At 63.7% G+C, this 25,513-nt stretch carries 27 protein-coding genes and 2 pseudogenes; 10 read left to right on the top strand and 19 right to left on the bottom strand.

The window, feature by feature from the left end:
- Window positions 1–4 precede the first annotated feature (4 nt).
- Entirely contained in the window at window positions 5–724 is a 720-nt protein-coding gene (locus MOQ67_RS19155) for an alpha/beta hydrolase (protein ID WP_017849156.1), read from the top strand.
- A gap of 130 nt (window positions 725–854) precedes the next feature.
- Here MOQ67_RS19155 and MOQ67_RS19150 read toward each other — a convergent pair whose 3' ends face one another.
- From MOQ67_RS19150 to MOQ67_RS19140, 3 genes are all read right to left on the bottom strand, one after another.
- Window positions 855–1,409: a hypothetical protein gene (locus tag MOQ67_RS19150; RefSeq protein WP_017849157.1), complete on the bottom strand. Its 555-nt coding sequence runs from the start codon at window positions 1,407–1,409 to the stop codon at window positions 855–857.
- Between the two features lie 76 nt (window positions 1,410–1,485).
- A complete protein-coding gene (locus tag MOQ67_RS19145) occupies window positions 1,486–3,294 on the bottom strand; it encodes a monovalent cation:proton antiporter-2 (CPA2) family protein (RefSeq protein ID WP_017849158.1) in 1,809 nt (602 codons plus the stop codon).
- Window positions 3,295–3,437: 143 nt separating this feature from the next.
- Complete coding sequence (locus MOQ67_RS19140) at window positions 3,438–4,322, bottom strand: EamA family transporter (RefSeq protein WP_104902991.1); 885 nt, start codon at window positions 4,320–4,322, stop codon at window positions 3,438–3,440.
- Window positions 4,323–4,425: 103 nt separating this feature from the next.
- On the opposite strand from MOQ67_RS19140, the gene MOQ67_RS19135 reads away from it, so the two are divergent.
- From MOQ67_RS19135 to MOQ67_RS19125, 3 genes are all read left to right on the top strand, one after another.
- Window positions 4,426–5,208, top strand: coding sequence for an AraC family transcriptional regulator (locus MOQ67_RS19135; RefSeq protein WP_198717439.1), 783 nt, complete (start codon window positions 4,426–4,428; stop codon window positions 5,206–5,208).
- Window positions 5,209–5,302: 94 nt separating this feature from the next.
- Complete coding sequence (locus MOQ67_RS19130) at window positions 5,303–6,856, top strand: DUF726 domain-containing protein (RefSeq protein ID WP_017849161.1); 1,554 nt, start codon at window positions 5,303–5,305, stop codon at window positions 6,854–6,856.
- Between the two features lie 41 nt (window positions 6,857–6,897).
- Complete coding sequence (locus MOQ67_RS19125) at window positions 6,898–8,193, top strand: Nramp family divalent metal transporter (RefSeq protein WP_448675541.1); 1,296 nt, start codon at window positions 6,898–6,900, stop codon at window positions 8,191–8,193.
- 50 nt (window positions 8,194–8,243) lie between these two features.
- Here the strand turns inward: MOQ67_RS19125 and MOQ67_RS19120 are convergent, their stop codons facing one another.
- Window positions 8,244–8,621, bottom strand: coding sequence for a type II toxin-antitoxin system VapC family toxin (locus MOQ67_RS19120; RefSeq protein ID WP_026140307.1), 378 nt, complete (start codon window positions 8,619–8,621; stop codon window positions 8,244–8,246).
- The gene (locus MOQ67_RS19115; RefSeq protein WP_232925629.1) at window positions 8,618–8,977 is read right to left on the bottom strand and encodes a type II toxin-antitoxin system Phd/YefM family antitoxin; all 360 of its coding nucleotides are present in this window, start codon (window positions 8,975–8,977) and stop codon (window positions 8,618–8,620) included. The genes MOQ67_RS19120 and MOQ67_RS19115 overlap by 4 nt, the downstream gene beginning before the upstream one ends.
- A 111-nt stretch (window positions 8,978–9,088) precedes the next feature.
- On the opposite strand from MOQ67_RS19115, the pseudogene MOQ67_RS19110 reads away from it, so the two are divergent.
- The 5 genes and pseudogenes from MOQ67_RS19110 to MOQ67_RS19090 form a co-directional block, all read left to right on the top strand.
- Window positions 9,089–9,223, top strand: a pseudogene (locus tag MOQ67_RS19110) (DMT family transporter); the annotation flags it as partial.
- 93 nt (window positions 9,224–9,316) lie between these two features.
- Complete coding sequence (locus tag MOQ67_RS19105) at window positions 9,317–9,487, top strand: metallothionein (RefSeq protein ID WP_079444133.1); 171 nt, start codon at window positions 9,317–9,319, stop codon at window positions 9,485–9,487.
- Between the two features lie 76 nt (window positions 9,488–9,563).
- Window positions 9,564–10,328, top strand: a complete 765-nt coding sequence (locus MOQ67_RS19100) for an AraC family transcriptional regulator (RefSeq protein WP_104902994.1) — start codon at window positions 9,564–9,566, stop codon at window positions 10,326–10,328.
- A gap of 90 nt (window positions 10,329–10,418) precedes the next feature.
- Window positions 10,419–10,592 carry a DUF1427 family protein gene (locus MOQ67_RS19095; RefSeq protein ID WP_017849167.1) on the top strand — a complete coding sequence of 58 codons (174 nt, stop codon included), beginning with the start codon at window positions 10,419–10,421 and terminating at the stop codon, window positions 10,590–10,592.
- 30 nt (window positions 10,593–10,622) lie between these two features.
- Window positions 10,623–11,582 (top strand): quinone oxidoreductase family protein, encoded by a 960-nt coding sequence (locus MOQ67_RS19090; RefSeq protein WP_102618441.1) that lies wholly within the window; start codon window positions 10,623–10,625, stop codon window positions 11,580–11,582.
- Between the two features lie 48 nt (window positions 11,583–11,630).
- Here the strand turns inward: MOQ67_RS19090 and MOQ67_RS19085 are convergent, their stop codons facing one another.
- The 3 genes and pseudogenes from MOQ67_RS19085 to MOQ67_RS19075 form a co-directional block, all read right to left on the bottom strand.
- On the bottom strand, window positions 11,631–12,659 hold the full coding sequence (locus MOQ67_RS19085) for a purine-nucleoside phosphorylase (RefSeq protein ID WP_104902995.1): 1,029 nt from the start codon (window positions 12,657–12,659) through the stop codon (window positions 11,631–11,633).
- Window positions 12,660–12,713: 54 nt separating this feature from the next.
- Window positions 12,714–13,102 (bottom strand): annotated as a pseudogene (locus MOQ67_RS19080) (outer membrane protein OmpK); the annotation flags it as partial.
- Window positions 13,103–13,143: 41 nt separating this feature from the next.
- Window positions 13,144–14,082: an AraC family transcriptional regulator gene (locus MOQ67_RS19075; RefSeq protein ID WP_046489208.1), complete on the bottom strand. Its 939-nt coding sequence runs from the start codon at window positions 14,080–14,082 to the stop codon at window positions 13,144–13,146.
- A gap of 268 nt (window positions 14,083–14,350) precedes the next feature.
- Here MOQ67_RS19075 and MOQ67_RS19070 point away from each other — a divergent pair, with 268 nt between their 5' ends.
- Window positions 14,351–15,124, top strand: a complete 774-nt coding sequence (locus MOQ67_RS19070; protein WP_104902996.1) for an L-iditol 2-dehydrogenase — start codon at window positions 14,351–14,353, stop codon at window positions 15,122–15,124.
- 1,388 nt (window positions 15,125–16,512) lie between these two features.
- Here MOQ67_RS19070 and MOQ67_RS19065 read toward each other — a convergent pair.
- The 11 genes from MOQ67_RS19065 to nirS are packed head-to-tail and all read right to left on the bottom strand — an operon-like array spanning window position 16,513 to window position 25,422.
- Window positions 16,513–17,967, bottom strand: a complete 1,455-nt coding sequence (locus MOQ67_RS19065; RefSeq protein WP_198717438.1) for a nitrite reductase — start codon at window positions 17,965–17,967, stop codon at window positions 16,513–16,515.
- Window positions 17,964–18,788, bottom strand: coding sequence for a uroporphyrinogen-III C-methyltransferase (gene cobA, locus MOQ67_RS19060; protein ID WP_017849359.1), 825 nt, complete (start codon window positions 18,786–18,788; stop codon window positions 17,964–17,966). The genes MOQ67_RS19065 and cobA overlap by 4 nt, the downstream gene beginning before the upstream one ends.
- Before the next feature lie 44 nt (window positions 18,789–18,832).
- A complete protein-coding gene (gene nirJ / locus MOQ67_RS19055; protein WP_017849358.1) occupies window positions 18,833–20,014 on the bottom strand; it encodes a heme d1 biosynthesis radical SAM protein NirJ in 1,182 nt (393 codons plus the stop codon).
- 12 nt (window positions 20,015–20,026) lie between these two features.
- Window positions 20,027–20,527, bottom strand: coding sequence for a siroheme decarboxylase subunit beta (gene ahbB, locus MOQ67_RS19050; RefSeq protein WP_017849357.1), 501 nt, complete (start codon window positions 20,525–20,527; stop codon window positions 20,027–20,029).
- Complete coding sequence (locus tag MOQ67_RS19045; protein WP_017849356.1) at window positions 20,502–20,945, bottom strand: Lrp/AsnC family transcriptional regulator; 444 nt, start codon at window positions 20,943–20,945, stop codon at window positions 20,502–20,504. Before MOQ67_RS19045 ends, ahbB (MOQ67_RS19050) begins: the two co-directional genes overlap by 26 nt.
- Window positions 20,938–21,426 (bottom strand): siroheme decarboxylase subunit beta, encoded by a 489-nt coding sequence (gene ahbB, locus MOQ67_RS19040; protein WP_032804989.1) that lies wholly within the window; start codon window positions 21,424–21,426, stop codon window positions 20,938–20,940. Before ahbB (MOQ67_RS19040) ends, MOQ67_RS19045 begins: the two co-directional genes overlap by 8 nt.
- A gap of 23 nt (window positions 21,427–21,449) precedes the next feature.
- Window positions 21,450–21,908, bottom strand: a complete 459-nt coding sequence (locus tag MOQ67_RS19035; RefSeq protein ID WP_017849354.1) for an Lrp/AsnC family transcriptional regulator — start codon at window positions 21,906–21,908, stop codon at window positions 21,450–21,452.
- A gap of 1 nt (window position 21,909) precedes the next feature.
- Window positions 21,910–23,079 (bottom strand): cytochrome D1 domain-containing protein, encoded by a 1,170-nt coding sequence (locus MOQ67_RS19030; RefSeq protein WP_017849353.1) that lies wholly within the window; start codon window positions 23,077–23,079, stop codon window positions 21,910–21,912.
- Window positions 23,076–23,393 carry a c-type cytochrome gene (locus tag MOQ67_RS19025; protein ID WP_017849352.1) on the bottom strand — a complete coding sequence of 106 codons (318 nt, stop codon included), beginning with the start codon at window positions 23,391–23,393 and terminating at the stop codon, window positions 23,076–23,078. The genes MOQ67_RS19030 and MOQ67_RS19025 overlap by 4 nt, the downstream gene beginning before the upstream one ends.
- A 16-nt stretch (window positions 23,394–23,409) precedes the next feature.
- Window positions 23,410–23,724, bottom strand: coding sequence for a c-type cytochrome (locus MOQ67_RS19020; protein ID WP_017849351.1), 315 nt, complete (start codon window positions 23,722–23,724; stop codon window positions 23,410–23,412).
- Between the two features lie 24 nt (window positions 23,725–23,748).
- Entirely contained in the window at window positions 23,749–25,422 is a 1,674-nt protein-coding gene (gene nirS, locus MOQ67_RS19015; protein ID WP_102618930.1) for a nitrite reductase, read from the bottom strand.
- Between the last annotated feature and the right edge of the window lie 91 nt (window positions 25,423–25,513).

The following is a 25,513-nucleotide window of genomic DNA, read 5'->3' as shown; positions in this document are numbered from 1 at the left end:
CTCCATGTTCAAACTGTTCGCGCTGGTGCTGACCCTGGTGGCCGGTGCCGCCCACGCCGATTCCGACCTGCACACCGACTTGCCGTTGTTGTACCTGGAACAGACCCAGGGCGATGCGCGCAACCAGCCGCTGGTGATTTTCCTGCACGGTTTTGGCAGCAACGAGGAAGACCTGTTCGGCATCAAGGATGCGCTGCCGTCCACCTGGACCTACCTGTCGGCGCGCGCGCCGATGCCGGTGGACGCCCAAGGGTTCCGCTGGTTCACCAAGACGCCGGGTGACGGCGATTACGATGGGATGACCGACGACCTGCAGAGCAGCGCCAGGCTGATCAAGGCGTTTGTCGCCAAGGCTACCGTCAAATACCACACCCAGCCTGACCGGGTGTTCCTGGTGGGGTTCAGCCAGGGCGCGATCATGTCTTACGAGGTGGCGTTACGTGACCCTGAGTTGGTGCGCGGGATTGCGGCGCTCAGTGGCAGCGTGCTGCCGGTGCTCAAGGCGCAGCTCAAGCCGGATGAGCGATTGGGCCAGTTGGCGATTTTCATCGGTCACGGCACGTTGGACCAGGCGCTGCCGTATGCCTCGGCGACGCGGGCGAACGAGGTGTTGTCGGGGTTGGGGCTCAAGCCGCAGTTTCATACTTATCCGGGCATGAACCACACCGTCAGCGCAGCGGAAGTGCAGGACTTGAAGGCCTGGCTGGAAACCAATGTGAAGTGAACACCGCTAAAAATGTGAGAGGGAGCTTGCTCCCGATAGCAGTGTGTCAGCCAACACATGCATGACTGATGCACCGCCATCGGGAGCAAGCCCCCTCCCACAGTTGATCGGTGTGGTTTTAACGGTCGGTTTACTTGCCGCCGGTGATCAGTTTCACCAACTGCGCATGCCCCTTCACATCATCCGCCCGCGAAATCGCCTGGATCACCAGTAAGTGATTGCCGGAACCGCCGAGGAAGGTGGAGTTCAAGGTTTTGCCGCCGCCTTGGGTGGCCGTGCTGTCCACCTGGCGCAGGCCGAGGCCCTTGAAGGTCAGTTTCTTTTCGTTCTGTTTCTTGAAGTCGGGCAGGGCGGCGCTCTGGTCCTTGACGAAGCCGGCGACTGCGCCGTCGAGAAACTGCGGGTCATTATCTTTAATGGTCACCCCGTCGTTGCGCACGGTTTCGGCGACGATGACCACACTTTTCGTGGTCTGGTTCGCGTACATCGTACCTTGGGTATCCCCGGTGCCGTCTGCTGCCTTGCCGGCTGGCAGGGTGTCGGCGACATAGGCTTTGGGCAGGTCGAAGCTGAACTTGCCGCCCAAGGTGGAGATGGTCTGATCCGCCGGCTTGGCCGCGGCGAATACGCTGCCGGCGCTAAGCGCCAGGGCCAGCAGGACGGCGGTCTTGGTGAAAGTGGCCATGAAGAAGCGCTCCGGTAGATGAACGAAATTGCGCCGTATTCTGTCAGAAAATTCGCAAGATCGTTCATCTGCACCATCACACCTTGTCGGACTCTTCCTCAAGACGGTCCATTTCAAACAACCGCGCCAGTTCCGCACGGGCTTCCTGGGCGGTCTGCATGACCTTGGCCGCGTCGTCGTACACCGCGTGCTGGGCGGCGAGGACCTGCAGGTCGTGGTTCTTGAACCGGGTGATGCGCGCGTCGGCCTGGGCTTGGCTCAGGCCGAGGCCCACCAGGGTGCGGCGGCTCATTTCCAGGCTGGAATAGAAGGTTTCGCGCACCGGTGACGCGTCGAGGTCCACCAAACGGTGGACGTGCTGGCGGTTACGGGCGCGGGCGATGATCTTCATGTGCGGATAGAGGCTGCGCACCAGTTCGGCGGTTTTGATGTTGATCTCCGGGTCATCCATCGCGATAACGAAGAACTCCGCCCGGTCGACCTTGGCCGCGTGCAGGATCTCCGGACGTTGCGGGTCGCCGTAGAATACCGGCATGCCGCCGAAACTGCGGGTCAGCTCGATGGTTTCAACCGAGGTGTCCAGGGCGATAAACGAAATGTTCTGCGCGCGCAGGATTCGCGCGACGATCTGCCCCATGCGGCCCATGCCGGCGATGATCACGCGCGGCGCATCGCTTTCGATGGTGCGGTATTCCTCGGGGACTTCCACGGGTTTGACCTTGGGCTTGAACAGCTTCGGGCAGACCAGCAACAGCAGCGGCGTCACGGCCATCGACAGGGTGATGGTCAGCACCAGGATGTCGTACAGGTGCGGTTCGAACAGGCCCTGGTCGCGGCCGATCTTGAACACCACGAAGGCGAATTCACCGCCTGCCGCCAGCACCACGCCCAGGCGCAAGGCGCTCTCGCGGTTGAGATCGCCCACCAGCCGGCCGACGGCATACAGCAGCGGCAGTTTCAAACCGATCAACAGCAGGGTCAGGCCGATCACCACCAGCGGCGAGCTGAGCAGCAGGCTGAGGTTGGCGCCCATGCCCACGCTGATGAAAAACAGGCCGAGCAGCAGGCCCTTGAACGGTTCGATCTGGGATTCCAGTTCGTGGCGGTATTCCGAGTCCGCCAGCAGCAGGCCGGCGAGGAACGCGCCCAGGGCCATGGACACGCCGACCAACTCCATCAGCCAGGCGGTGCCGATCACTACCAGCAACGCGGTGGCCGTGGACACTTCGCGCAAGCCGGTCTTGGCGACGACGCGAAACACCGGGCGCAACAGATAGCGTCCGCCGATGATCACCACGGCGATGCTGCCGAGGATCTGCAACACGTGCTGCACGCCCTGGGCCTGGGTGCTTGGGTGATCGCCCCCGGCCAGCAACGGCACCATGGCAATCAGCGGGATCGCCGCAATGTCCTGGAACAGCAGAATCGCAAAAGCCAGGCGCCCGTGGGGCTGGTTCAGTTCCTTGCGCTCGGCCAGGCTTTGCAGGCCAAAGGCGGTGGACGACAGCGCCAGGCCCAGGCCCAGCACGATTGCGCTGTTCCACGACTGGCCGAACAGCCACAGCGCGACCCCGCCCATCACCAGGCCGGTGAGCAGCACTTGGGCCAGGCCGACACCGAATACCGCCTTGCGCATCACCCATAAACGTTTCGGCGACAGCTCCAGGCCGATGATGAACAGCAGCAGCACCACGCCCAACTCCGAGAACTGCGCGACGCTTTGCGGGTTGCCGATCAGGCCCAGTACCGACGGGCCGATGATCACACCGGCGAACAGATAGCCCAGCACCGCGCCCAACTGCAAGCGCTTGGCAAGGGGCACGGTCAGCACGGCGGCGAGCAGGAACACCACGGCTGCTTGTAACAGGTTGCCTTCATGGGGCATTGCGAACTCCAAAATCTTTAAAGCCAATCAACAGGCGGCTATTAGAGCGCTTTTTACATGTCGATAATTGTGTTTTTGCAGTGTGGGATCGTGCTGGGCAGGTGATTTTTTGCTGGGCGACCGCGTTCTCGCGGGCGTGTCTTTCACTGGCTGAGTGTTTTTCCAGGCGCACTGGCGGGCGTGCGGTACAACCCCACGGCCAGTCCCGTGATGATGAGCGCAATCGAGAGCAGGTTGGGCGTGGATATGCGCTCGCCGATGATCAGCATCGAACTGGTCATGCCGAACACCGGAATCAGCAGGGACAGCGGCGCTACGGTGGATACCGGGTATGCCTTGAGCAGTGAGTTCCAGCCCCAGTAGGCAAAGTGCGTGGCCAGGTAGACCTGGAACAGGATGGAACCCGCCGCCGTCAGGTCGAGGTTGGCGCCCACGTTGGCGAACGCTGCGCTGCCGTGCAGCCACCAGGCCATGAGCCACAGCGGAATCGGTGGGAACAGACTGGCCCACACCATGAACGAGAAGATCTCTTTCACGCCCGATTGCTTGATGATCACGTTGCCGACACTCCAGGCCAGCGCGCTGAAGACGATCAACAGAATACCCAGCAGCGCGTGGTCGCCGTGTTGCGTCGCGATAATCCCCGCCAGGCCGGTCACCGCGAGCACGGCGCCGAGCACTTGGGCCCTGCGGATTTTTTCCTGGAACAGCACATAGCCCCAACCCATGCTGAAAAACACGCTGAGTTGGATGATCAGCGAGGCGATTCCCGGGCTGACACCGACCTGAATGCCATAGTTGATCACGCCCCACATCCCCAGCCCGAAGATGAGCCCGTAAGCCGCCACATAGTGGAAGCGCACGGCGGGGCGCTTGATGAAGAACACCAGCGGCAGGGCGGCGAGGGCAAAGCGTATGCCGGTGAGGACAAAGGGGTCGATTGCACGCAGGCCCAATTTTGTCAGGGGGAAGTTCACCCCCCAGACCAACGTAACCAGCACGGCAAGCACCAGGTGTTTTTTCTGCATGGGGTTTCCTTTTAGGCAGAGTGCAGCTTCAAAGGCGTCGATGTTAGGCGGCAGGGCGATGGCCCGCTTGCTATGCCAGGTCAACTTTTGACAGAATCGGGCCATGATGCCGACTTTTGATGCCGACAGCCCCGACGCGCTGGTGACGCTGCGCGAATACCCCTCTGGCACCGTGTTTGCGCGGCACACGCACCCGCGAGGTCAGTTCGCCTACGCTTCCACCGGCGCACTGAAAATGTTTACCGACCTGGGCAACTGGGTGGTGCCGCCGCAGCGGGCGATCTGGGTGCCCGGCGGCGTGCCCCATGAAATGCAGATGCGCGGCGATGTGGTGATGCTCAATACCTACCTGGACGCCGGCGCCGCCGCACGGGCGGGGTTGCAGGCACGCTGCCAGGTGTTTGAAGTGTCGCCCCTGCTCAGGCATCTGTTGCAGGCGGCGCTGGCCATCGAGCCCTCGACCTTACCCAATGCCAGGCAGGCCTGCGTGCTGACGCTGCTGATCGACGAGATCGGAGCGATGCCCGAGTTGCCCCTCAGCGCGCCGTTGCCCCGCGAGCCACGGCTGGCGAGCGCCTGCCAGCGTTTTCTGGAGGCCCCTACGCAACACACTTCGATTGACGAAATGGCCGCGTGGTCGAGCATGAGCCGGCGCACCTTTACCCGCCATTTCCTTGAGAACACGGGCATGACGTTCGTCGCCTGGCGCCAGCAAGTCTGCCTGCTGGAAGCCACTGCCCGGCTCAGCCACGGCGTGTCCGTCACCGAGGTGGCGTTTGAGTTGGGCTTCAGCAGTGCCAGCGCCTTCACTGCGTTGTTCCGGCGCAACCTGGGCGATACCCCGGCGCGTTATCTGACTAAATCAAAGGCCGCGCCGTTGTTCTGAGGGGGTTGCGGCGTCCGCGCCCGTCAGGATTCACCTTCCTGTGGCCCGCCCTTTGTTACTATCGGCGTCCTTCGTCACCAGGAGTCATCGGCCCATGCAGCACCAGTGGGATGAAATGCACCGTACCCGCAAGCCCACGTTCGTACTGTGCGGCGAGCCTCAGGGGGACGTGCTCAATCTCTATGTTCACGGTTACTCGGCGTTCTTCAACCGGCAGCAACTGGGCAACTTCACGGCGCAACTGGCAAGTATCGAAGGTTCGACCAACCTGATGCTGTTCTGGCCGGCCGGGCATTTTCTGGAAAACCTGTTCGCACCGTTCAAGGACGTGATCACCGCGATGCTCGGCGGCGGCGGCCTGGGAGCGGCGACGGTAGGGGTGGGCAAGGCGATCGGGTATTTTCTCGACCATTACAAAAGTGTCGAGGCGCGGGTGGATGAAGTGGCCCGCAGCCTGTTGCCGGAATTGGCCGAATTCCTCCACGGCGAGTCGCTGCAGGTGCGGCGCATCAACCTGATCGGGCATTCCCTCGGCGCGCGCATCCTGGTCAAGAGCGTGTTGGCCAACCCCGACACTGCGCGCGAACTGCCGTTGAACCATTTGCTGTTGATGGGCGGGGCGATCTGTACGTCGAGCCCTTGGGATGAAGTGTGCGCAGCGCTTTCGGGGCGGGTGATCAACTGTCACTCCAGTAAGGATTGGGCCCTGGCGATGAAACCGGATACCGAGCGTTGCATCGGTCGCTACGCCATCCCGATCACACCCGCGCTCAAGGCCAAGGTGACCAACGTTCACCTGGCCAGCTTCGATCACGCGGCCTATTGGCCGCAGTTGCAGACGGTGGTGCAGTACACCGACCTGCTGCAGGAGCGACGCGGCATGATCCGCGCCGACCAGCGCAGTAGCGAGGTGCGCTTTGCCGAAGAAGATGACGAACTGTTCCCGGTGCTGGTGCGGGCGCGCCCGGACGAGCTGAAATTTCTCGCCGAATTGATCGCGCAAAAGCGCAGTGCCTCGATTGATGCCACGGTGCGCGAGCCGCTGAAGTTGGCCATCGAGTTGCAGCGCATGGGCGGCGACAGCTTCATGAACCTCGCCCGGGGGCACGGCGTGGGGTATCGCCAGATCGCCGAGGATGTGGCGCAGCGGCTGGGGATCAAGTTCGATGAACCGATGGAGACCGTCGTGCTGGCGGACATCGAAGCGCAGGTCGCGGAAAAACTCATCGAACAATACAAGGACAAACTCAGCCACGCCGACCGCCAGGCGTTCGACGCCGAGCTTCAGGCGGCGGCGCAAAAGGAGCAGGGCCTGTTCCATCGCATCGATGTCGGCCGTTCGGCCGCCACGGCGTTGAGCGGTACGGCGTTGGCGGGGCTGACCGGGTTCATCCTGCGGCGCGGCGCGGCCACGGCGATTCCGCTGGTGGGCCAGGCACTGGCGGCGGCGATGTTGCTGGTGAGCGGGGTGCGTGCGTTTTCCGGCCCGGCGTATTCGATCACGACCTTGGCGGTACTGGTGATCGGGGTGATCCGCCAGCGCATGGAGCGCGAAGCGTTGAACCAGGAAATGGACCTGGTGGTGCAAGTGGTCGAAGCGTTTGACCTGCCGCGGGACACGGTGATGCGAACGGTTGCATCCGACTGATAAGCTACGGGCTTGTCTAGAGTGTTTGCCTGGGATACTGCGTGAAATTCAGCCTGCCGAAAATCGCTACCGCTCCGTTTTGTCCGCCGGAAGTGGCTGGCTCTGTCATCGTCGACCCCAAGGCGTCGTTTTTCAAACGGATGCTGATGTTTGCCGGCCCCGGCTTGCTGATTTCCATCGGCTACATGGACCCGGGCAACTGGGCCACGGCGATCGAGGCCGGTTCGCGCTACGGCTACAACCTGCTGTTCGTGGTGCTGCTGGCCAGCCTGGCGGGCATGGTGGTGCAGTGCCTGTGCTCGCGCCTGGGCATCGCCACCGGCAAGGACCTGGCGCAACTGTGCCGCGAACGCTACAGCCAACGCTCGGCCCGCACCCAGTGGGTGCTGGCGGAAATTTCCATCATCGCCACCGACCTCGCCGAAGTGCTCGGCTGCGCCCTGGCGTTTCACCTGCTGCTCGGTGTTTCGTTGACCACCGGCATTGTCATCACCGCGTTTGACACGCTCTTGGTGCTGGCCCTGCAAAACCGTGGTTTCCGCCGCCTGGAAGCGATCATGTTGGCGCTGGTCGCCACCATTGGCGTGTGTTTCTTCATCGAGCTGGTGCTGATCAAACCCTATTGGCCGGACGTGTTCAGCGGCTTTGCGCCGTCGTTGTCGGCCATCAGCGATGCCGCGCCGTTGTACCTGGCGATTGGTATCCTCGGTGCCACCGTGATGCCGCATAACCTCTACCTGCACAGCTCGATCGTGCAAACCCGGCTGATCGGCAAAGACCTCGCCAGCAAGCAGGACGCGGTCAAGCTGGCGCGTATCGACACCATCGGCTCCCTGGCCCTGGCCTTGCTGGTCAACGCCGCGATCCTGGTGCTTGCCGCCGCTGCGTTCCATAAAACCGGGCATACCGATGTGGTCGAGATCCAGGACGCCTACCACTTGCTCGATCCTCTGGTCGGCGGCGCCTTCGCCAGCATCCTGTTCGGCATCGCCTTGCTGGCTTCCGGGCAGAGTTCCACGTTCACCGGCACCATCGCCGGGCAAGTGATCATGGAGGGCTACCTCGACCTGCGCATTCCTTGCTGGCAGCGACGCCTGATCACCCGTGGGCTGGCGCTGATCCCGGCGTTCGTGGGGGTGTGGCTGATGGGCGACGCGGCCATTGGCAAGTTGCTGATTCTCAGCCAGGTGGTGCTCAGCCTGCAGTTGCCGTTTGCGTTGTATCCGCTGATCCGCATGACCGGCGACGCGCGCCTGATGGGCCCGTTCGTCAATCGCCTGCCGACGCGCGTGCTCGCGTGGTTTCTGTTTGCGCTGATCAGTGGCGCGAATGCGTAGTTGATCGGGCAGTGGTTGTTTTGATCCAAGGCCCGCGGTGCTGGGGCGATCTACACCAGGACCGCCAGCGATGTGTATTGGGCAACCTGCGGATCGGCCGTCAATAGCTTCATCGGTTCGCTCAGGGCGGTTGCAGCGATGAGCCGATCGAAAGGGTCTTTGTGATGAGGCTTGAGATCCTTGACCGCAATGGCGTGTTCTGACGTGATGGGGAGTTCGACGAAACCGCTTTGCAGGCAGCACTCACGGACTTCATCCAGATCGACAGTGAGTTTCCCCAGGCCGACCTTGATCGCCAGTTCCCAGAATGTGGCGGCACTGACGTAGATCTCTGCGGCATGTTCAATCAGCTTTCGGGCTTTGCTGGAGAGCTTGGGGTCATCGTTCAACGTCCACAGCAGGATGTGGGTATCCAGCAGCACTCTCATGAATGAGTGCCCTGGAACGCCGCGATGAGGTCGTCGGACAAAGGCGCGTCGAAGTCATCCGGGATCACCAGCTTGCCTTGCATGGCGCCAATTCGCCGGCCTTTGGATTTTCCAACAGGGACAAGCTGCGCCATCGCTCGCCCATGTTTGGCGATGGTGATGATTTTGCCGGCAGCCGCCTCATCAACCAGTTTTGACAGCGTGTTTTTGGCTTCGCCCAACGGCACTGTAATCATGGGGCTCTCCGCATATTTTGGCCAAATATAGCCAGAACTGCTGGCGCTATCAAAGACAGCCTGACCGCTGGTTGACGCCAACCGTTTTGAGCGCGACGGGTTGCGGTACATGACATCCATGGCATTGCTCCAAACAAGGATTTCGTCGAAGTCTGTCGCAGCGTGCCGGGCTTAGGAATAGTGGCCCGAAAAATCGGAATGGACCTACTTTAACCGCGAGGCGTTTTCCCCATGAGCGTGCTGATCGACCATTTCGGCTGGCTGGGCCACCCGGCCATCGAACTGTCGGGCAGCCGGATCGTGGCAATGGCCTGCCTGGCGCTAGCGCTGATGTTCAGGTACCGCAGCAACACCCGCACCGACTGACTGATGGTAGGAACCATCCGCGCCGGTCCGCAGTCACTGCTAAAGGTGTCGGCGCCCGCCGCACCGGGACGACCATGACGAAGGAGTCTGACCATGCCAGATACAACCTGTGCCTGCCCACACTGCAAATGTGTACTGGGAGTGGAGGCGGTGATGAAAGACGGTAAGGGCTATTGCTGCCAGGGCTGTGCCGAACACCATGCCCATGGTGAGCCGTGTGTGGCGCCGACGGGCTGCGAATGCGCCAAGTCGGCTAAAGGCTGAGCGCGGTAAAAATTCGCTCGGTTTGTCGGGCGCTGGTCATTACCATGGCCGCTCACCCTTGCCGGATGTGTTCCCCATGGCCCTGGCCACGCCCCCCGACCTCAGTGATCACGCCGTGCCCGTGCAACCGCTGGCGCGGACCTACCCGCGTGGTTGGTACGTAGAGCCCCATCGGCATGACTGGGGCCAGTTGCTCTATGCCATGAGCGGGGTGATGTGGGTCGAGACGCCACGCGAAGCGCTGGTGGTGCCGCCCCAACGCGCCGTCTGGCTGCCGCCGGGCGTGGAACATGGGATACGCGTGGTCTCGGATTTGCAGATGCGCAATATCTACCTGCGCCCGGCGCTGGCCGCGACGCTGGACAGCCAGGTGCAGGTGATTGAAGTCGGCGGGCTGCTGCGCGAGTTGATCGTCACCCTGGTGGAGCAGGGCGACAGTGGCGATGCCGGCTATTACGACGCGGTGGTCGGCCTGGCCCTGCTCGAGCTGCAGCGCGCACGCCGCGCGTCAATCCGCATCGCCATGCCGCCGGAGGCTGACCGCCGCCTGGTCAATGCCTGCCAGGCGGTGATGGCGGCGCCATCCCTGGCGATTCCCTTCGAGCATCACGCCGAGGCCGCCGGTGCCAGTGTGCGGACCTTGGCGCGGCTGTTCCAGAACCACCTTGGCATGGGCTTCGCCGAATGGCGCCGCCAGGTGCAACTGGCCACGGCGGTGGCTGAGTTGATCCAAGGCCAGTCAGTCAGCGCGATCGCGCGGTCCCTGGGTTACTCGCCCAGCAGTTTCAGCGACATGTTCCGTCGTGAACTCGGCGTGGCACCGTCGCAGTACCGCGGTTGAAGGTTTGGCCGAAATCCTGAAGCACTTGGCCGATGAGGTGGGTGGCGGCTTCCTACACTGAGCGCCATCCAACCACCAGGCGCTGCCCCCATGAGTTACTTGATCTCCCTTGCCATTGGCCTCTTCGTCGGCGTGATCTACGGTGCGCTGGATTTCCGCTCGCCCGCGCCGCCGGCCATCGCGCTGGTAGGCCTGATGGGCATGTTGCTCGGCGAAAAACTGTGGCCGATGGGGCGTCAATTGGTCAGTGGTTGGTTGTCCTGAATGTCCTTTCCCCTTTGATGGATGCCGCTCATGAAAGCGCTGCAATTTTCCGCCACCGGCGACCTCTCCACCCTGCGTTTCGTCGACGTCGCCACCCCGGTGCCCGCCGCCGGGGACGTGCTGGTACAGATCAAGGCCGCCGGTCTCAACCCCAGCGACGTGAAGAATGTGCTCGGTCGCTTTCCCTACACCACGCTGCCGCGCATTCCCGGTCGCGACTTCGCCGGCGTGGTGGTCGAAGGCCCGCAGGAATGGGTCGGGCAGGCGGTCTGGGGCACCGGGCGTGACCTCGGTTTCTTCGCCGACGGTTCCCACGCCCAGTACCTCACTGTGTCGGCCAAGGGCGTGGCGCACAAACCCAGCCACCTGAGTTTTGCCCAGGCCGCCAGCCTCGGTGTGCCGTACACCACCGCGTGGGACGCCCTGCAGCGCAGCGCGGTCGGCGAGGGCACGCGGGTGCTGGTCATCGGTGCGAACGGGGCCGTCGGCAGTGCGGCGTTGGCCTTGGCGAAAATCCTTGGGGCGCAGGTACTGGCGGCGGTGCGACGCCCTGAGCAGGCCGAAGTGTTGCAGGCGCAAGGTATCGCCGCGATTACCCTGGGCCAGCCGGAGGATTTGGACGCGCAGGTCAATGCCGTGTTCAAGGGCGGCGCCGATGTGATCTTCGACACCACGGGGTTCTGGTTGCCCGCCGCCGTGGCGGGGCTGGCGCCGTTCGGGCGCATCGCGATCATCGCCGCGCCGGTCGACGGTCATGTGCAACTGCCGGCCCTGGCCCTGTATCGCAAGGGCGGTTCGGTGGTGGGGATCAATTCGTTGCTCTACAACTGCGAGCAATGTGCGGTGATGCTGGAGCAGTTCGGGCACTTCTTTGACGAAGGGTTGCTGCCGCTGCCGAGCGGCCTGCGCGAAGTGGCGTTGGCCGAGGGCGTGAAATGCTTCGAGGAGGTGAATGTGGGCAGTGCCGATAAGATCGTCCTGCTGCCCTGACGCGCTTGAACAGGTGGGAGCAAACCCGCTCCCACCGGTGGTTTTTGACTAGGCGTCGGGCACGCCTTTTTCCCACGCCGACCAGTGCTTCAGGATCGCCTGGACCAACGGGTTGCCCGTGCGGTACAGGTTTTCCAGCGCCGGCACGAAGCCGCCCTGGTCCGCATATTTGAGCAGATTATCCACCTCGCTGTAGCCCGGATAAGGCCGGTCGAAATCCGACCCGGCGCGTACCACCGCCAGGCGCTGGATATCCACCAGCCCTTCGCGACTGGCGCGCAGCAGGGCTTCATAGGTGGAGTTGTCTTCCTGCTGGGTGGTGCAGTATTCGCCTTGGTTGTCGGTGAGCAACCGCGTCCAGACTTCGGCGCGCTCGCTCAGGCGCGTGCCGGAGAACCAGGTGTTGCCCGCCAGGGTGTCGCAGCGGGTGACTTGCGGCGGTTGGTTGGCCGGTGCCGCAGGGTAGTGTTTGCGCCAGGCGCTGGATTTCGGGCTTTCCGTCAGCTCAACCTTCTGCGACAGGGCAAACGCCTTGGCCTGCAGTTTCGGGTTCAGCTCGAACACTTCGGTCTTGTAGTCCAGCGGCGGTTTTTCGTTCGGACCCTTGGTGTTGATACCGATGTAGCCGGTCGGCCAGTCTTTGGGCGCGTCCCGCGAATCGATTTCCCACTGGGTGCCGAACTCCACCAGGTAATGCGCCCAGGCGGTGGTGCCGAGGGTGCCGTGCTTGGGGCTGATGCCGGCGATCCCGGCGATCAGAAAGTAGCTCTGGCGCAGGTCGAACTTGGGTGACAGCGCCAACGCCAGGGTGGAGGCGGCGGCGTTGGTCTGGCCCATGCCGGTCACCAGCAGGCAGACGTCTTCGGTATTGCAACGAATCACCGGGTATTCGGCGGACAAGCCCGGCACGCGGACTTCCTGCTTGAGCGCCAGGCGATCGATCCAGGTTTGCGCCTCGGGGGCGAACATGGTGACCAGCATCACCTTGGGCTTGATCGGCGCAGGCGCCTGCGCCAGTACCAGGTGGGGCAGCAGCGCCAGGCCGACGGCCAGCGAGACACGGGTAAACAGACTCATCTAAAACTCCTTGATCAGAATTGGTAGCCTACGCCGGCGTAGTAACCCCAGCATGTTAGCGGTGTGCGCCGGGTTTTCCTTGCGCAGGTCCTTGCCGAAATCGCAGTTGGTGAAGCCGATATAGGTCAGTGAGGCGCCGTCGTTCAACTGCCGGATGGGCGCGAAGTATTTCAGCTGCGCACGGTGGCCGTCCCATGCGTATTCATTGCTGGCGCCATTGTGCTGCCGTGGTCGTAGATCCAGTCAAAGGCCGCGTACCATTCCTTGACCGCGCCGATGGCCAGGCTGCACGCCGCCGGATCGTCGATGGAGGTCCGTGGTTCGTGCTCGATGAACAGCGGCGAGCCATGATCCCATGCGCCTTTTTCATTACGGTTACCGATGCCGAGAATCTTCGACACGTCGATATACCCCTTCCGTTCGAAACAATCCTTGTGGCCGAAGACTGATGTCCTGGCTGCCGATCAATGTCGGGTTCTTGGGGTCAGTATTGACGCGGTGTCATTTTTTCGCTGCGCTGGAACAGGTGCATGGCCGTTTCGCGCCGATACTCGCTGGGCGTCTGGTGCATCTCGATGCGAAAGTGCCGGTTGAAATTGGACAGGTTGGCGTAGCCCACTTCAAAGCAGATCGCCGCCACGGACAGCTCGCTTTGCAGCAACAGCCGGCACGCCCGCTGTATGCGGAACTTGCGCATCAGGTCGATAAAACCGTGGCCGGTGTTGCGCTTGAAGAAGCGTGAGAAGCCCGCTTCGCTCATCTCCAGTTGCCGGGCGATTACCGACAGGCGCACATCGCCGGTCAATTCGCGCATCAGGTAGTCGAACGCCTTGTTGATGCGCTCGGCGCTGCGCGCGTCCAGGGTCGGCGCATAGCACGGGCTGGCCAGGGCCTTCACCTGCGGCGGCGGGGCGTTCTTGAGGGTGTCGAGCAGTTGCAGGAACAGGATCAGGCGTTGCAGGCCGTGGGCGCTGCCGATGTCTTCCAGCAGGCGGGCCGCTTGCACGGCGGTTTCGCCGCTGAATGCCAGGCCGCGCCGGGCCTGTTCGAACAACGGCTGCACGTCGCCGAGTTCCGGCAGGGTCTTGCGCAGGGCGAGGAGGGCGCTGCCATCGAATTGCAGCACCACATCGCGGCCGCTCTGGTGTTCGCCGGGGGCCAGGTCGCCGATCCAGTCGTGGGGCAGGTCCGGGCCGATCAGCGCAACATGCCCGGCACTGAATGCGCCGATGTAATCGCCCGCCACCAACTTGCCGCTGCCTTGGCGGATCAGGTGGATCTCGAATTCCGGGTGGTGATTCCAGCGCGCCAGTTCGTAGGGGTAGTCATGTTCGAACCAGCGAAAACAGTGTTCCGGCTCGGGCAGGATCACTTCGAGTTCCGCGGGGCGGTGTTCGAACAACTCGGCGCGGCTGATGGGCATGGTGATGCCTCTTGTACTTGGGGAATTGCGCCAAAATACGCGTGTTGGTGACAGCCGCGCTACCGAAGCTTTCGCCCGACACTGATACTTTTTTGATCCCGGGCCTGCGGTTAAAAAAGTATCGGTCGGGCATTCGCCACGGGTTTGTGAGGGCCCGGCCAAGCTGCTGTAATCGGCCCTCGACCATAAAAACAAGCGGTGGACACCGCCGAGCACGAGATCAATCGCGCCGGTTATCCCCCATCAATGCCCGAGGGACACGCACCCCATGAAACGACTGGAAGGTAAGAGCGCGCTGATCACCGGATCGGCGCGAGGCATCGGTCGCGCCTTTGCCCAGGCCTATATCCATGAAGGCGCCACGGTTGCCATCGCCGATATCGACCTGCAGCGGGCCCAGGTCACAGCGGCCGAACTGGGTCCGCAGGCTTACGCGGTGGCAATGGACGTCACCGACCAGGCTTCGATCGACGCCGCGATTGCCGCCGTGGTGGCCCATGCCGGCCAGCTGGATATTCTGATCAACAACGCGGCGCTGTTCGATCTGGCGCCGATTGTCGACATCACCCGCGAGAGTGTCGAGCGGCTGTTCTCGATCAACGTCGCCGGCACCCTGTTCACCCTGCAGGCCGCGGCCCGGCAGATGATCCGCCAGGGCCACGGCGGCAAGATCATCAACATGGCCAGCCAGGCGGGGCGGCGCGGCGAGCCGCTGGTCGCGGTGTACTGCGCGAGCAAGGCGGCGGTGATCAGCCTCACCCAATCGGCGGGGCTGAACCTGATCAAGCAGGGCATCAACGTCAACGCCATCGCCCCGGGCGTGGTCGACGGCGAGCATTGGGACGGGGTGGACGCACTGTTCGCCAAGCACGAAGGCCTGGCGCCGGGTGAGAAGAAGCAGCGGGTAGGCGACGAGGTGCCGTTCGGACGCATGGGCACCGCTGAAGACCTCACCGGTATGGCGATCTTCCTCGCGTCGAAGGACTCCGACTATGTCGTCGCCCAGACCTACAACGTCGATGGCGGTAATTGGATGAGTTAGGCCATACACCGATCAACATGTGGGAGCGAGCATGAGGCTGCGATAGCGGGCTGTCAGGCAGCAAAACTGTCAGCAGTACCGGCCCCGTCGCAGCCTCGCCGGGGCTCGACACCTCCCACATTAGATCGCCATGTCCGCCCGCAGCGCGGTCTCCTTGTGGGAGTTGTCGAGCTTCAGCGAGGCTGCGATAGCGGACTGTCAGGCAGCAGAAAGTCAGCAGTACCGGCCCCGTCGCAGCCTCGCCGGGGCTCGACACCTCCCACACTAGATCGCCATGTCCGCCCGCACCGCGGTCTTCTTGTGGGAGCTGTCGAGCTTCAGCGAGGCTGCGATAGCGGACGGTCAGGCAGCAAAACTGTCAGCAGTACCGGCCCCGTCGCAGCCTCGCCAGGGCTCGACACCTCCCACAGTAGATCGCCATGTCCGGCCGCAGCGCGGTCTCCTTGTGGGAGCTGTCGAGCTTCGGCGAGGCTGCGATAGCGGACGGTCAGGCGGCAAAAATGTCAGCGGTACCGGCCCCGTCGCAGCCTCGCTGGGGCTCGACACCTCCCACACTAGATCGCCATGTCCGCCCGCAGCGCGGTCCCTTTGTAGGAGCTGTCGAGCTTCAGCGAGGCTGCGATAGCGGACGGTCAGGCGCTAAAACTGTCAGCAGTACCGGCCCCGTCGCAGCCTCGCCAGGGCTCGACACCTCCCACAGTAGATCGCCATGTCCGCCCGCAGCGCGGTCTCCTTGTGGGAGCTGTCGAGCTTCAGCGAGGCTGCGATAGCGGGCTGTCAGGCAGCAAAACTGTCAGCAGTACCGGCCCCGTCGCAGCCTCGCCGGGGCTCGACATCTCTCACAGGAGATCGCCATGTCCGGCCGCAGCGCGGTCTTCTTGTGGGAGCTGTCGAGCTTCAGCGAGGCTGCGATAGCGGGCTGTCAGCCAGCAAAAAAGTCAGCAGTACCGGCCTCGTCGCAGCCTCGCCGGGGCTCGACACCTCCCACAGTAGATCGCCATGTCCGCCCGCAGCGCGGTCTCCTTGTGGGAGCTGTCGAGCTTCAGCGAGGCTGCGATAGCGGACGGTCAGGCAGCAAAAATGTCAGCAGTACCGGCCCCGTCGCAGCCTCGCCGGGGCTCGACACTTCCCACAGTAGATCGCCATGTCCGCCCGCAGCGCGGTCTCCTTGTGGGAGTTGTCGAGCTTCAGCGAGGCTGCGATAGCGGACGGTCAGGCGGCAAAAATATCAGCAGTACCGGCCCCGTCGCAGCCTCGCCGGGGCTCGACACCTCCCACACTAGATCGTCATGTCCGCCCGCAGCGCGGTCTCCTTGGGGGAGCTGTCGATTTTCATTTCAACCCATGCCGGGGTTTCCTCGCTGACGGGCAGGTCCCCAGCGCGAGGTTCAGTGTGATGTGCCTTCGGCAAATTCGATTTTGTTGCCCACGTTGTACTTGCCCGACGGTTTGTTCATCGGGATGCGCTTGATCTCCTTGAGTGTCTGGCTGTCATAGACGATCAGCGCGCCATCGTTGGCCCAGATGCTCAGCAACAGGTAGCGACCGTCGCGGGTGAATTCCACGTGGGCGGCGGTCTTGCCCGGCATTGGGCGTAGGGTGTGGGCGATTTCCAGGGTCTGTTTGTCGATCAGGTGAATCGCATCGTTGTCCGGCCCGAAAAACACATCGCTCCACACATAACGGGAATTGGCATGGCTGCGCATGAAAAAGCCCGGGCCGAGGGTGGGGATCTGCTTGATCAGCGTCCAGGTCTTGAGGTCGATCACCGAGATTTGCCCCTTGCTGATATTGGGCGTGGCAAACACCCACTCACCATTGTGCTGCCAATACGTCCCCGAGCCCAGGTGCGGCATGCCGGACAGGGGGATGTCGGTGACCACGTGGCCGGTGTCCAGATCGATCACCTGGCCGCCGCCGGCCTTGCGTGAGGTGGCGACCAGTTGGCGATAATCCGGGGAAAACGAAAAGTCATCGAGCACGTCCTGGGCCTGGATGCGCCGGGGTTCGAAGCTGGGCCGGGCGGCGGCATAGGACAGTTCCCAGACTTCATTCACGTCCTTGAGTGCCACGATAAAGCTGTTGCGCGGCGGAGCGGTGTACACCGCGCTGACCCGCGACGCGGTGTCGAGGGTCTTGACCAGCGACAGGTCGCGGGCATCCAGTACCACCAGATTGCCCGGCAGGTAATTGCCCACCAGCACCCAGCGTCCGTCCTTGCTCACCGCGAGGTTGCGGGTGTTGAGCGCCACGCGGGTTTCGGCGATCAGCTTGAGGTTGTGCAGGTCGTACAGGCTGATCCAGCCGTCGCGCGAGGCGAAGTACACAAAGCGCCCATCGGGGGAGAATTTCGGCCCGCCGTGGACCGCGAAATGGGTCGGGAAGCGGTCCAGCACGGCAAAGGTGTCACCGTCGAGAATGTCGATGTGATGGTCGCCGGACTCCACTACCACAAACAGGTTGAGCGGGTCGGCATGATGCTGAGGCGTAGTCGGCAAGCGGCTCAGGTCTGCCAGCAGGGTATGGCTGTTATGGATGTCCTGCGCGTTCCAGGTCGCCGGTGTGGCGGGCGGTTGCTGCAGGAAATTCGCCAGGCCGTCGATCTGCGCAGCACTCAACTGTGGCGCAAACGCCGCCATTTGACTGGCCGGGCGCCCTTGCTCGATGACCTTGCGCACTTCGTCCGGCTTGATCCGTCCCAGGCTTTCCGGCAGCAACGCCGGGCCGCTGGCGCCGATGCGGTTGACGCCATGGCAGCTCGCGCAGTGACGCTGGTAGTCCTCGGCCGGCGTGCCGTGGGCGGCGGCGGCCCAGAGCAAGGGCAGCAGTAGCAGGCGTTTCATACCGCCACCGCTTCGCGGGCCGGCGACAGGCTGGCGGGGAAGTGCAGGGCGGCTCCGGCGAACAGGTTGACCACATGGCCGATCACCGTCAGGGTCGGCACACCGGGTTCGCAGTCGGCGGCCATCGTCGGCAACTGGCGCAGGGTGCCACGGGCCACCTGCTGGTCGGCTCGCGCGCCGTTGCTGATCAGCGCCGCCGGTGTGTCCGCCGGCAGGCCCGCCGCCACCAGGTGTTCGGCGATCAGCGCGAGGTTCGACAGGCCCATGTAGAACACCAGCGTCTGGCTCGGCTCGGCAAGGCTGGCCCAAGGCAGCTTCAACGCGCCGTCGCGTTGCAGGTGCCCGGTGACGAAGCGGCAGGAGTTGACCAGATCGCGGTGGGTCAGGGGGATGCCGGCATAGGCGCTGCACCCGGACGCGGCGGTGATGCCCGGCACCACCTGGCAGGGCACGCCTCGGGCCAGCAGGTATTCCAGCTCTTCGGCGCCACGGCCGAAGATAAACGGGTCGCCGCCCTTGAGGCGCACCACCCGTTGCCCCTGGTCGGCCAGTTCGGCCAGCAGTTCATTGAGTTGATCCTGGGGCAGGCTGTGACAGCCGCTGGCCTTGCCCACGTAATGGCGCGCGCAGGTCAGCGGGATCAGCGCCAACATCTCGGCGCTGATCAACCGGTCGAAGACCACCGCATCGGCCTGCATCAGCAGGCTCCAGGCCCGCAGGGTCAGCAGGCGCGGGTCGCCGGGGCCGGCGCCCACCAAGGCGACTTCGCCGGGGTGGAAGGGGCTGTGCAAACTGGCAGGTAAGGTGGTCGGAGTGTGCATGAGACGTCCTTGATACATCATCAGGTAGGCTGCCCCCGGTTGTGTCACCGGGTGGTCGAGCAAGGGATCAGGTTGCGAGGCTGCAGGGCGATCTCGGCGTCGCTGAGGTGGCAACCCGGGTCGGGGCCCCAAAGGTCGCCGTTGGCCCAGGCGCGGGTGCGTGTGTTGCCGTTGCAGATCGGCAGCCAGCGACACTCGGCACACCGCCCGCCGATGGTCCGCGGGTGTTCGCGCAGGCGCAGCAGCAACGGGTCGGGCCGGTCCAGCCAGAGCTGGCGGAACGTGGTGTTGCGCACATTGCCCACCGAGTGCTGCCACCAGTACGTGTCGGGGTGTACCTCGCCGGTGTTGTCGATATTGGCGATGCCGCTGCCCGACGCATTGCCGCCCCAGCCGTGCAGCAGGTGTTCCAACTGCGGGTAATGCTCGGGCAGATGCTGGTGGACCCACTGCAGCAACAGCACGGCGTCGGCGTCGTTGTTGCCGCTAACGAAGTCACTGTCGACGCCGTTTTCGATGTCGTGCCAGGCCTGCTGGAAAATCAGCGTCATCGCATCGCGGCTCATCTGCCGGTGCGCGTCCAACTGGCGGCTGCGTTTGCCGCGCCCGCTGTAGTTGAGGTGCGACAGGTAGAACTTCTGCACATCGTAGTCACGCATCAGCGCCAGCAGTTGCGGCAACTGCCCATGGTTTTCCTGGGTCAGGGTGGTACGCAGGCCCACGCGAATGCCGGCTTCGCGGCACAGGCGGATGGCGTGCATCGAGCGCTGGAAGCTGCCCTGCAACTGGCGAAACGCATCGTGGGTCGCCTGCAGGCCGTCAATGCTGATGCCCACATAGTCGAAGCGCGCGTCGGTGATCTGCTGGATATTGTGTTCGTCGATCAGCGTGCCGTTGCTCGACAGCGCGACGAAAAAACCTTTGTCCCGGGCATACGCGCTGAGCTGGAACAGGTCTGCGCGCAGCAGCGGTTCGCCGCCCGATAGAATCAGCACACGCACCCCGGCCGCGTGCAAATCGTCGATCACCTGGAGCGCCGCCGGGGTGTCCAGTTCATCGCGGAACACGCTGTCGGCGCTGGTGGCGTAACAGTGTTTGCAGGTGAGGTTGCAACGCCGCAGCAGGTTCCAGATCACCACCGGCGGCCGCTCCTTGCCGGGAGGCGAGGTGCGGGGCGGCGGGCATTTTCCGGCCAGGGTACGCAGGTACTGACTGATCCGTAGCATAGGACGCTCCTTCTAAGGTGCCGGCGTCAGGCGCAGGCCGGTTTTTTTCAGGATGCGGCTGCTCACCAGCATCTCGTCGCCGCGGCAGGCATCGCCGAGCAGGAACCGCAGGTGCTCGCGGTAGCTGTCGATTTCCTCGCGGCTACGCCCATGCACCATGGCGAACAGGTTGTAGGGCCAGTCGGGACGGCGCGGGCGGCGGTAGCAATGGCTGACAAACGGCTGGGCACCGATCAATTCGCCCAGGCGCGGCATCTGCACGTCGGCCACGTCCCACACGGTCATGCCGTTGTGGCGATAGCCCAGGCGGTAATGGTTGGGCACGGCGGCGACACGCCGGATCGCGCCTTCGGCCTGCAGGTGCTTGAGCAAGTCGAGGGTCGACTCGACGCTGATGCCCAACTGCTCGGCGAGCCAGGCCCAGGGATCGTCCAGCAGCGGCAGGCCACCCTGGGTGAGGGCGACCAGGCGCAGGGCCAGGTGATGGTCAGACCGGGAAATACAGACCGACATGGTAGGTTTGCTCCTTCGGCAGATTGAGCACCGCCAACCCCGTCAGGGCCTCGATGCGGGACAGCGTGGCGGCCAGTTCGGCCTCGGTGCCGCAGGCCAGCACGAACCACATGTTCCAGCGGTGTTCGCGGCGATAGTTGTGGGCCACCTGGGGCAGCGCGTTGAGTTGTTCGGCGACCGCGTCAAAGCGCGCGTCGGGTACGGCCAGCGCAGCCAGGGTGAAGGCGCCGCCGAGGCGCTCGACATCGAACATCGGCCCGAAGCGCGTCAGCACCCCGTCTTCGAGCAGGTCGTGCAGGCGGTCGAGCACTTCACTCGGGTCGCTGTGCAGTTCCTGCGCCACCTGCCGCCAGGGTTCGCGCACCAGCGGCAGGCCATGTTGCAGGCGATTGATCAGGCGCCGGTCGAGATCATCCATGGGCCCATACCTGCGACGACGGCGGCGTAAAGCGCCCGCCGCATTGCTTGAAGGCGTGGGTGCTGAACAGCAGCTGGTGCGGCAGGTCACTCAGTTGCTGCTGTTCCAGCATCCGCTGGATATGCGCCGTGACCTCCTTGCGTTCGCGGCCATGCACCATGCAGAACAGGTTGTAGCGCCACTGCGGCAGGCGGCGTGGGCGCTGGTAACACAGGTTGACACCGGGCGCGCGGCCCAGGCGGTTGCCCACTTCGTCCACCAGCGCATCGGGCACGTCCAGTACCAGCATGGCATTGGCGACAAAGCCCAGGGCGCGGTGATTGAGCACCAGGCCGACACGGCGGAACAGGCCCTGGTCTTGCCATTGCTGCATCTGCTGCAACACCTGGTCGTGATGCGCGCCGATCTGTTCGGCGAGGTTGTCGTAGGGCCGCGAGACAAGAGGCAAGCCGCGCTCCAGGCATTGGCGCAGGTCGAGCATTTGCTCCTGGCTCAGCGGGATGATCACGGATGCGCTCCCAGGGAGAACCCGAGGTCGATGCGATAGGCGGTGAGCATCGGCAGATCCAGGGGAATGAGGCCGGTGTCTTGCTCCAGCTCGTCGAGGATCTGTCGCAGGTGCTGACGGTGTGGGCCGGTCAACACGAACCACAGGTTGTACTGATGCTCGCGTGCATAGTTGTGGTTGACTTCCGGGTACTGGCTGACGCGCCGTGCCACCTGTTCCAGGCGTTCGACCGGCACCGCCAGGGCAGCCAGGGTGCTGGCGCCGGCGCGGGTGTGTTCGAACACCGGGCCGACCCGCGACAGCGAACCGGCCAGTTCCAGGCGGTGCAGGCACGTCATCAACTGGGCCTCGCTGCAGCCCAGCACCTGGGCCATTTCGCGATAAGGTTCGGCGCACAGCGGCATGCCGTGCTGGTAGCGTTCGATCAATTGACGGCTAAGCAGGTCAAGGTCCATCTCAATACCCCATTTTTTGCGCGCGGCTGCTGAAGAAAATTCCACTGGGACTCAAGGCCGGCAAGGTCTTGAGCAAGGTCATGCGGTACGGGTCCCAGACCTGCACCTGCTCACCGTCGCGCACCGACAGCCACAGCTGTTCGCCACGCCCGGTGAACTCCATGTGCAGCACCCCGGGACCGGGGCGCAGGTCGGCCACCACTTTGTGGGTCTCGGTGTCGATCACCTGTACGCGGTCGTTGTCCGGGTAGGCGAAATTGACCCATAGCTGGCGCCCGTCGGGGCGTGCGGTGACGAAAATCGGTTGGCCGGCGACGTCGATGGCGGCGGTCTGCTGCCAGCTGCGCGCATCCATCACCAGCACCTGGTGATGGCCGACGGCGGGCACGAAGGCTTGGTTGTCGGCCACGGCCCAGCCTTCGAGGTGGGGCATCTTGTACACCGGCAGTTTTGCCTGGCCGCGCCCGTAATCCGCGAGCACGCGTTTGACCCCGTGCTCGGGATGCCACAGGTCGAGCTGGGCCATGCCGTCCTCACCGAACAGCCCGGCCATGTAGTAACGGCCATCGGCGGTGATCAGCGCGTCGTAGGGTTGCTCGCCGATGCCGCGGAACCGGGTGATCTGCGGGGTGTTGCCCTGGCTGAAGTCGGCGCTCCAGATCTCGCCGGTGTCGAACAGGCTGAACACGAAGCGCTGGCCGGGCGCATCCACCAGGCCCACCACCCGCGAGCGTTTGCCGTCGGCCAGGGGCGTGGCGGGAATGTCGGCCACCTGGGCCAGGGTCTGCGCATCGAACACCTTGACCCCGCCGGGTTGGTAGTTGGACACGGCAATCAGGCGGCCATCCTGGCTGATGGCGCCGCCGATGCTGTTGCCGCCCTGGATGATGCGTTTTTCAACGCGTTGGCGCAGCAGATCGACTTTGCTCAGGCCGCCATCGCGGCCGAAAATGTAGGCGTAGCGCTGGTCGCGGGAAAACACCGCCGAGGCGTGGGACAGGTCGCCCAAGCCGTCGATCCGGCCCAGCTCCGTCATCCCGCTGGTCTCGATGATTTGCACACTGGCGCTGGCGCGTTCGATCACCAGGCCCAGGTCGCCAGTACCGCGCAGCGGCGGTTGGGCACAGGCACCGAGCAGCAGGCACAGCGATAGAAGAGTGGGGCGCATCATGGTGCGGGGCTTCCTTGCAAGAGGCGTTCGACCAGCCAGGCGATCTCGCTGGAACTGAGCAACGGCGCCCAGCCGGGCATCGCGCGGGCAGGGCGGCCATAGGTAATGGTGGCGGTCAGGCTGTCGCGGCTTTGCCCGGCGAGGGCCGCCGGGGTGAGGGGCGGGCCCAGGCCGCCGGTGAGGTACAGGCCGTGGCAGGCGCCACAGTCCTGGGTCAGCAGGTGTTCGAGGCGGGCGGCGTCCGGTGTGGCCAGCGCCCACGTGGGAATCAGCAGGAACAGCGCCATGGCCGTACCGATCATCGATGCATTCATGGCGCGCTCCTTGTGCTTATTTCAAGGTCAGGACCCATTCGGCCAAGACCTTGGCTTCGTCTTCCGTCACCATATTTGGTGGCATCGGAACCGGCCCCCAGTTGCCTTGGGTGCCGTTTTTGATGTGGCTGGCGAGGGTCACGGCGGCGTCTTTCACGCCGGCGTTCTTGGCCGCGACGTCCTTCAAGGCCGGCCCCACCAGTTTGCTGTCAACCATGTGGCAGCCGACGCAGGGTTTGCTGCTGAACAAGGCCAGCCCGTCTTGGGCGAAGGCCGGTTGTAGGCTGAATGCGGCGGCACAGGTCAGCAGTGCGAAGAGAGTATTTTTCATCGGAAGTCCTTGTGTTGATGGGGCTCAATAAATGTCGTGTTGGGTGTTGTAGACGTTGAATTTTCCGGTTGGGGTGATCAGGCGCTTGTCCTTGATAACCGCTTTGAGCTTCAGGGACTTGTCGTCGATCACTACCAGTGCCGATTCCTCGGTCTGGCCGTTCCACACCGAGAACCACACCTCGTCGCCGGCCTTGTTGTATTCCGGCTGCACCACGCGCAGCGCGCCTTGCTTGATGCCGGCGTATTCGGCGATCGGCAGCACGGTGTAACCCTTGTCCAGATGGTCGATGTCAAACACCGCGGCCGACTGGCTCAGCTTGGCGTCGGGGTTGAGGGTGGTGTCGACATACAAATGCCGGGAGTTGGGATGGGTCTTGATGAACAGCGAGCCGCCGCCCTGGCCCTTGAGCGATTCCACCTGTTTCCAGGCGTATTGCGGGTGGTTGATCGGGTCGGTGCCGATCACTGAAATGCCGCCGTCGCCCAGGTGGCTGGTGGCCCAGACCGGCCCGTAGGTAGGGTGTACGAAGTTGGCGCCACGGCCTGGGTGCGGGGTCTTGCCGACCTCGACCAAGGCAGTGAGCTTGCGCTCCTTGGAGTCGATCACCGCGACCTTGTTCGAGTTGTTGGCCGCCGTCATGAAGTAGCGGTGCGTGCTGTCCCAACCACCGTCATGCAGGAACGGCGCGGCGTCGATGGTGGTGATGGTGAGGTTCTTGATGTCCTGGTAATTGACCAGCATCACCTTGCCGGTTTCCTTGATGTTGACGATGAACTCCGGCCATTCGTGGGAGGCGATGATCGCCGCGACACGCGGCTCGGGGTGATATTCCTGCTTGTCGACGGTCATGCCGCGGGTGGAGACGATCTGTTTGGGCTCCAGGGTCTCGCCGTCCATGATGGTGAACTGTGGCGGCCAGTAGGAACCGGCGATGGCGTACTTGTCTTCGTAGCCCTTGAATTTCGAGGTCTCCACCGAGCGCGCCTCGATGCCAACCTTGATCTCGGCGACCTTGGTCGGTTCGGCGGGCCACAGGTCGATCATGTCGATCTTGGCGTCGCGGCCGATCACCAGCAGGTAGCGGCCCGAGGCGGAGATCCGCGAGATGTGTACGGCATAACCGGTGTTGATCAGTTTGACGATTTTCTTGCTGTCGCCATCGATCAGCGCAATCTTGCCGTCGTCGCGCAGGGTGACGGAGAACAGGTTTTCCAGGTTCAGATCGTTCAGCTGTTTCTTCGGCCGGTCTTCGGGCTTGACCAGCACTTTCCAGGTCTTGAGGGTTTCGGCCATGCCCCATTCCGGCGGGGTTGGCGCGGTGTGCTGGATAAAACTGGCCATGTGGCTGATCTGGGTTTTGGTCAACGCATTGGAGGTGCCCCAGTTCGGCATGCCGGCGGGGGAACCGTAGGTGATCAGCGCTTCCAGATAGGCCTGGCCACGGGCCTGGGTGATGTCCGGTGTCAGCGGTTTGCCGGTGGCACCCTTGCGCAGCACGCCGTGGCAACCTGCGCAGCGCTCGAAGTAAATCTGTTTGGAGGTGTCGAAGTCCGCCTGACTCATGTCCGGCGCGCCGGCGGTTTTCACTTCGGCCGGCTGGGGTGCGCCATGGGCGCTCAAGGGCAGTGCCAAGGCCAACGCGCAACTCAGTGCGGCGAGGCTCAGGGTGAAGGGTTTTCTGTTGCGAGTCAGCATTCCATTTACTCCTCAGGCGGGACCTTTGCGTTGCCTCGCAACACGGTGCGGGGCGCAGGTTCTTCGTGCGGGGCCAGACTAGGGGGCAGCA

The sequence above is a fragment of the Pseudomonas sp. LY-1 genome (assembly GCF_053502595.1).
This window is presented reverse-complemented; position numbering and strand designations above follow the sequence as displayed.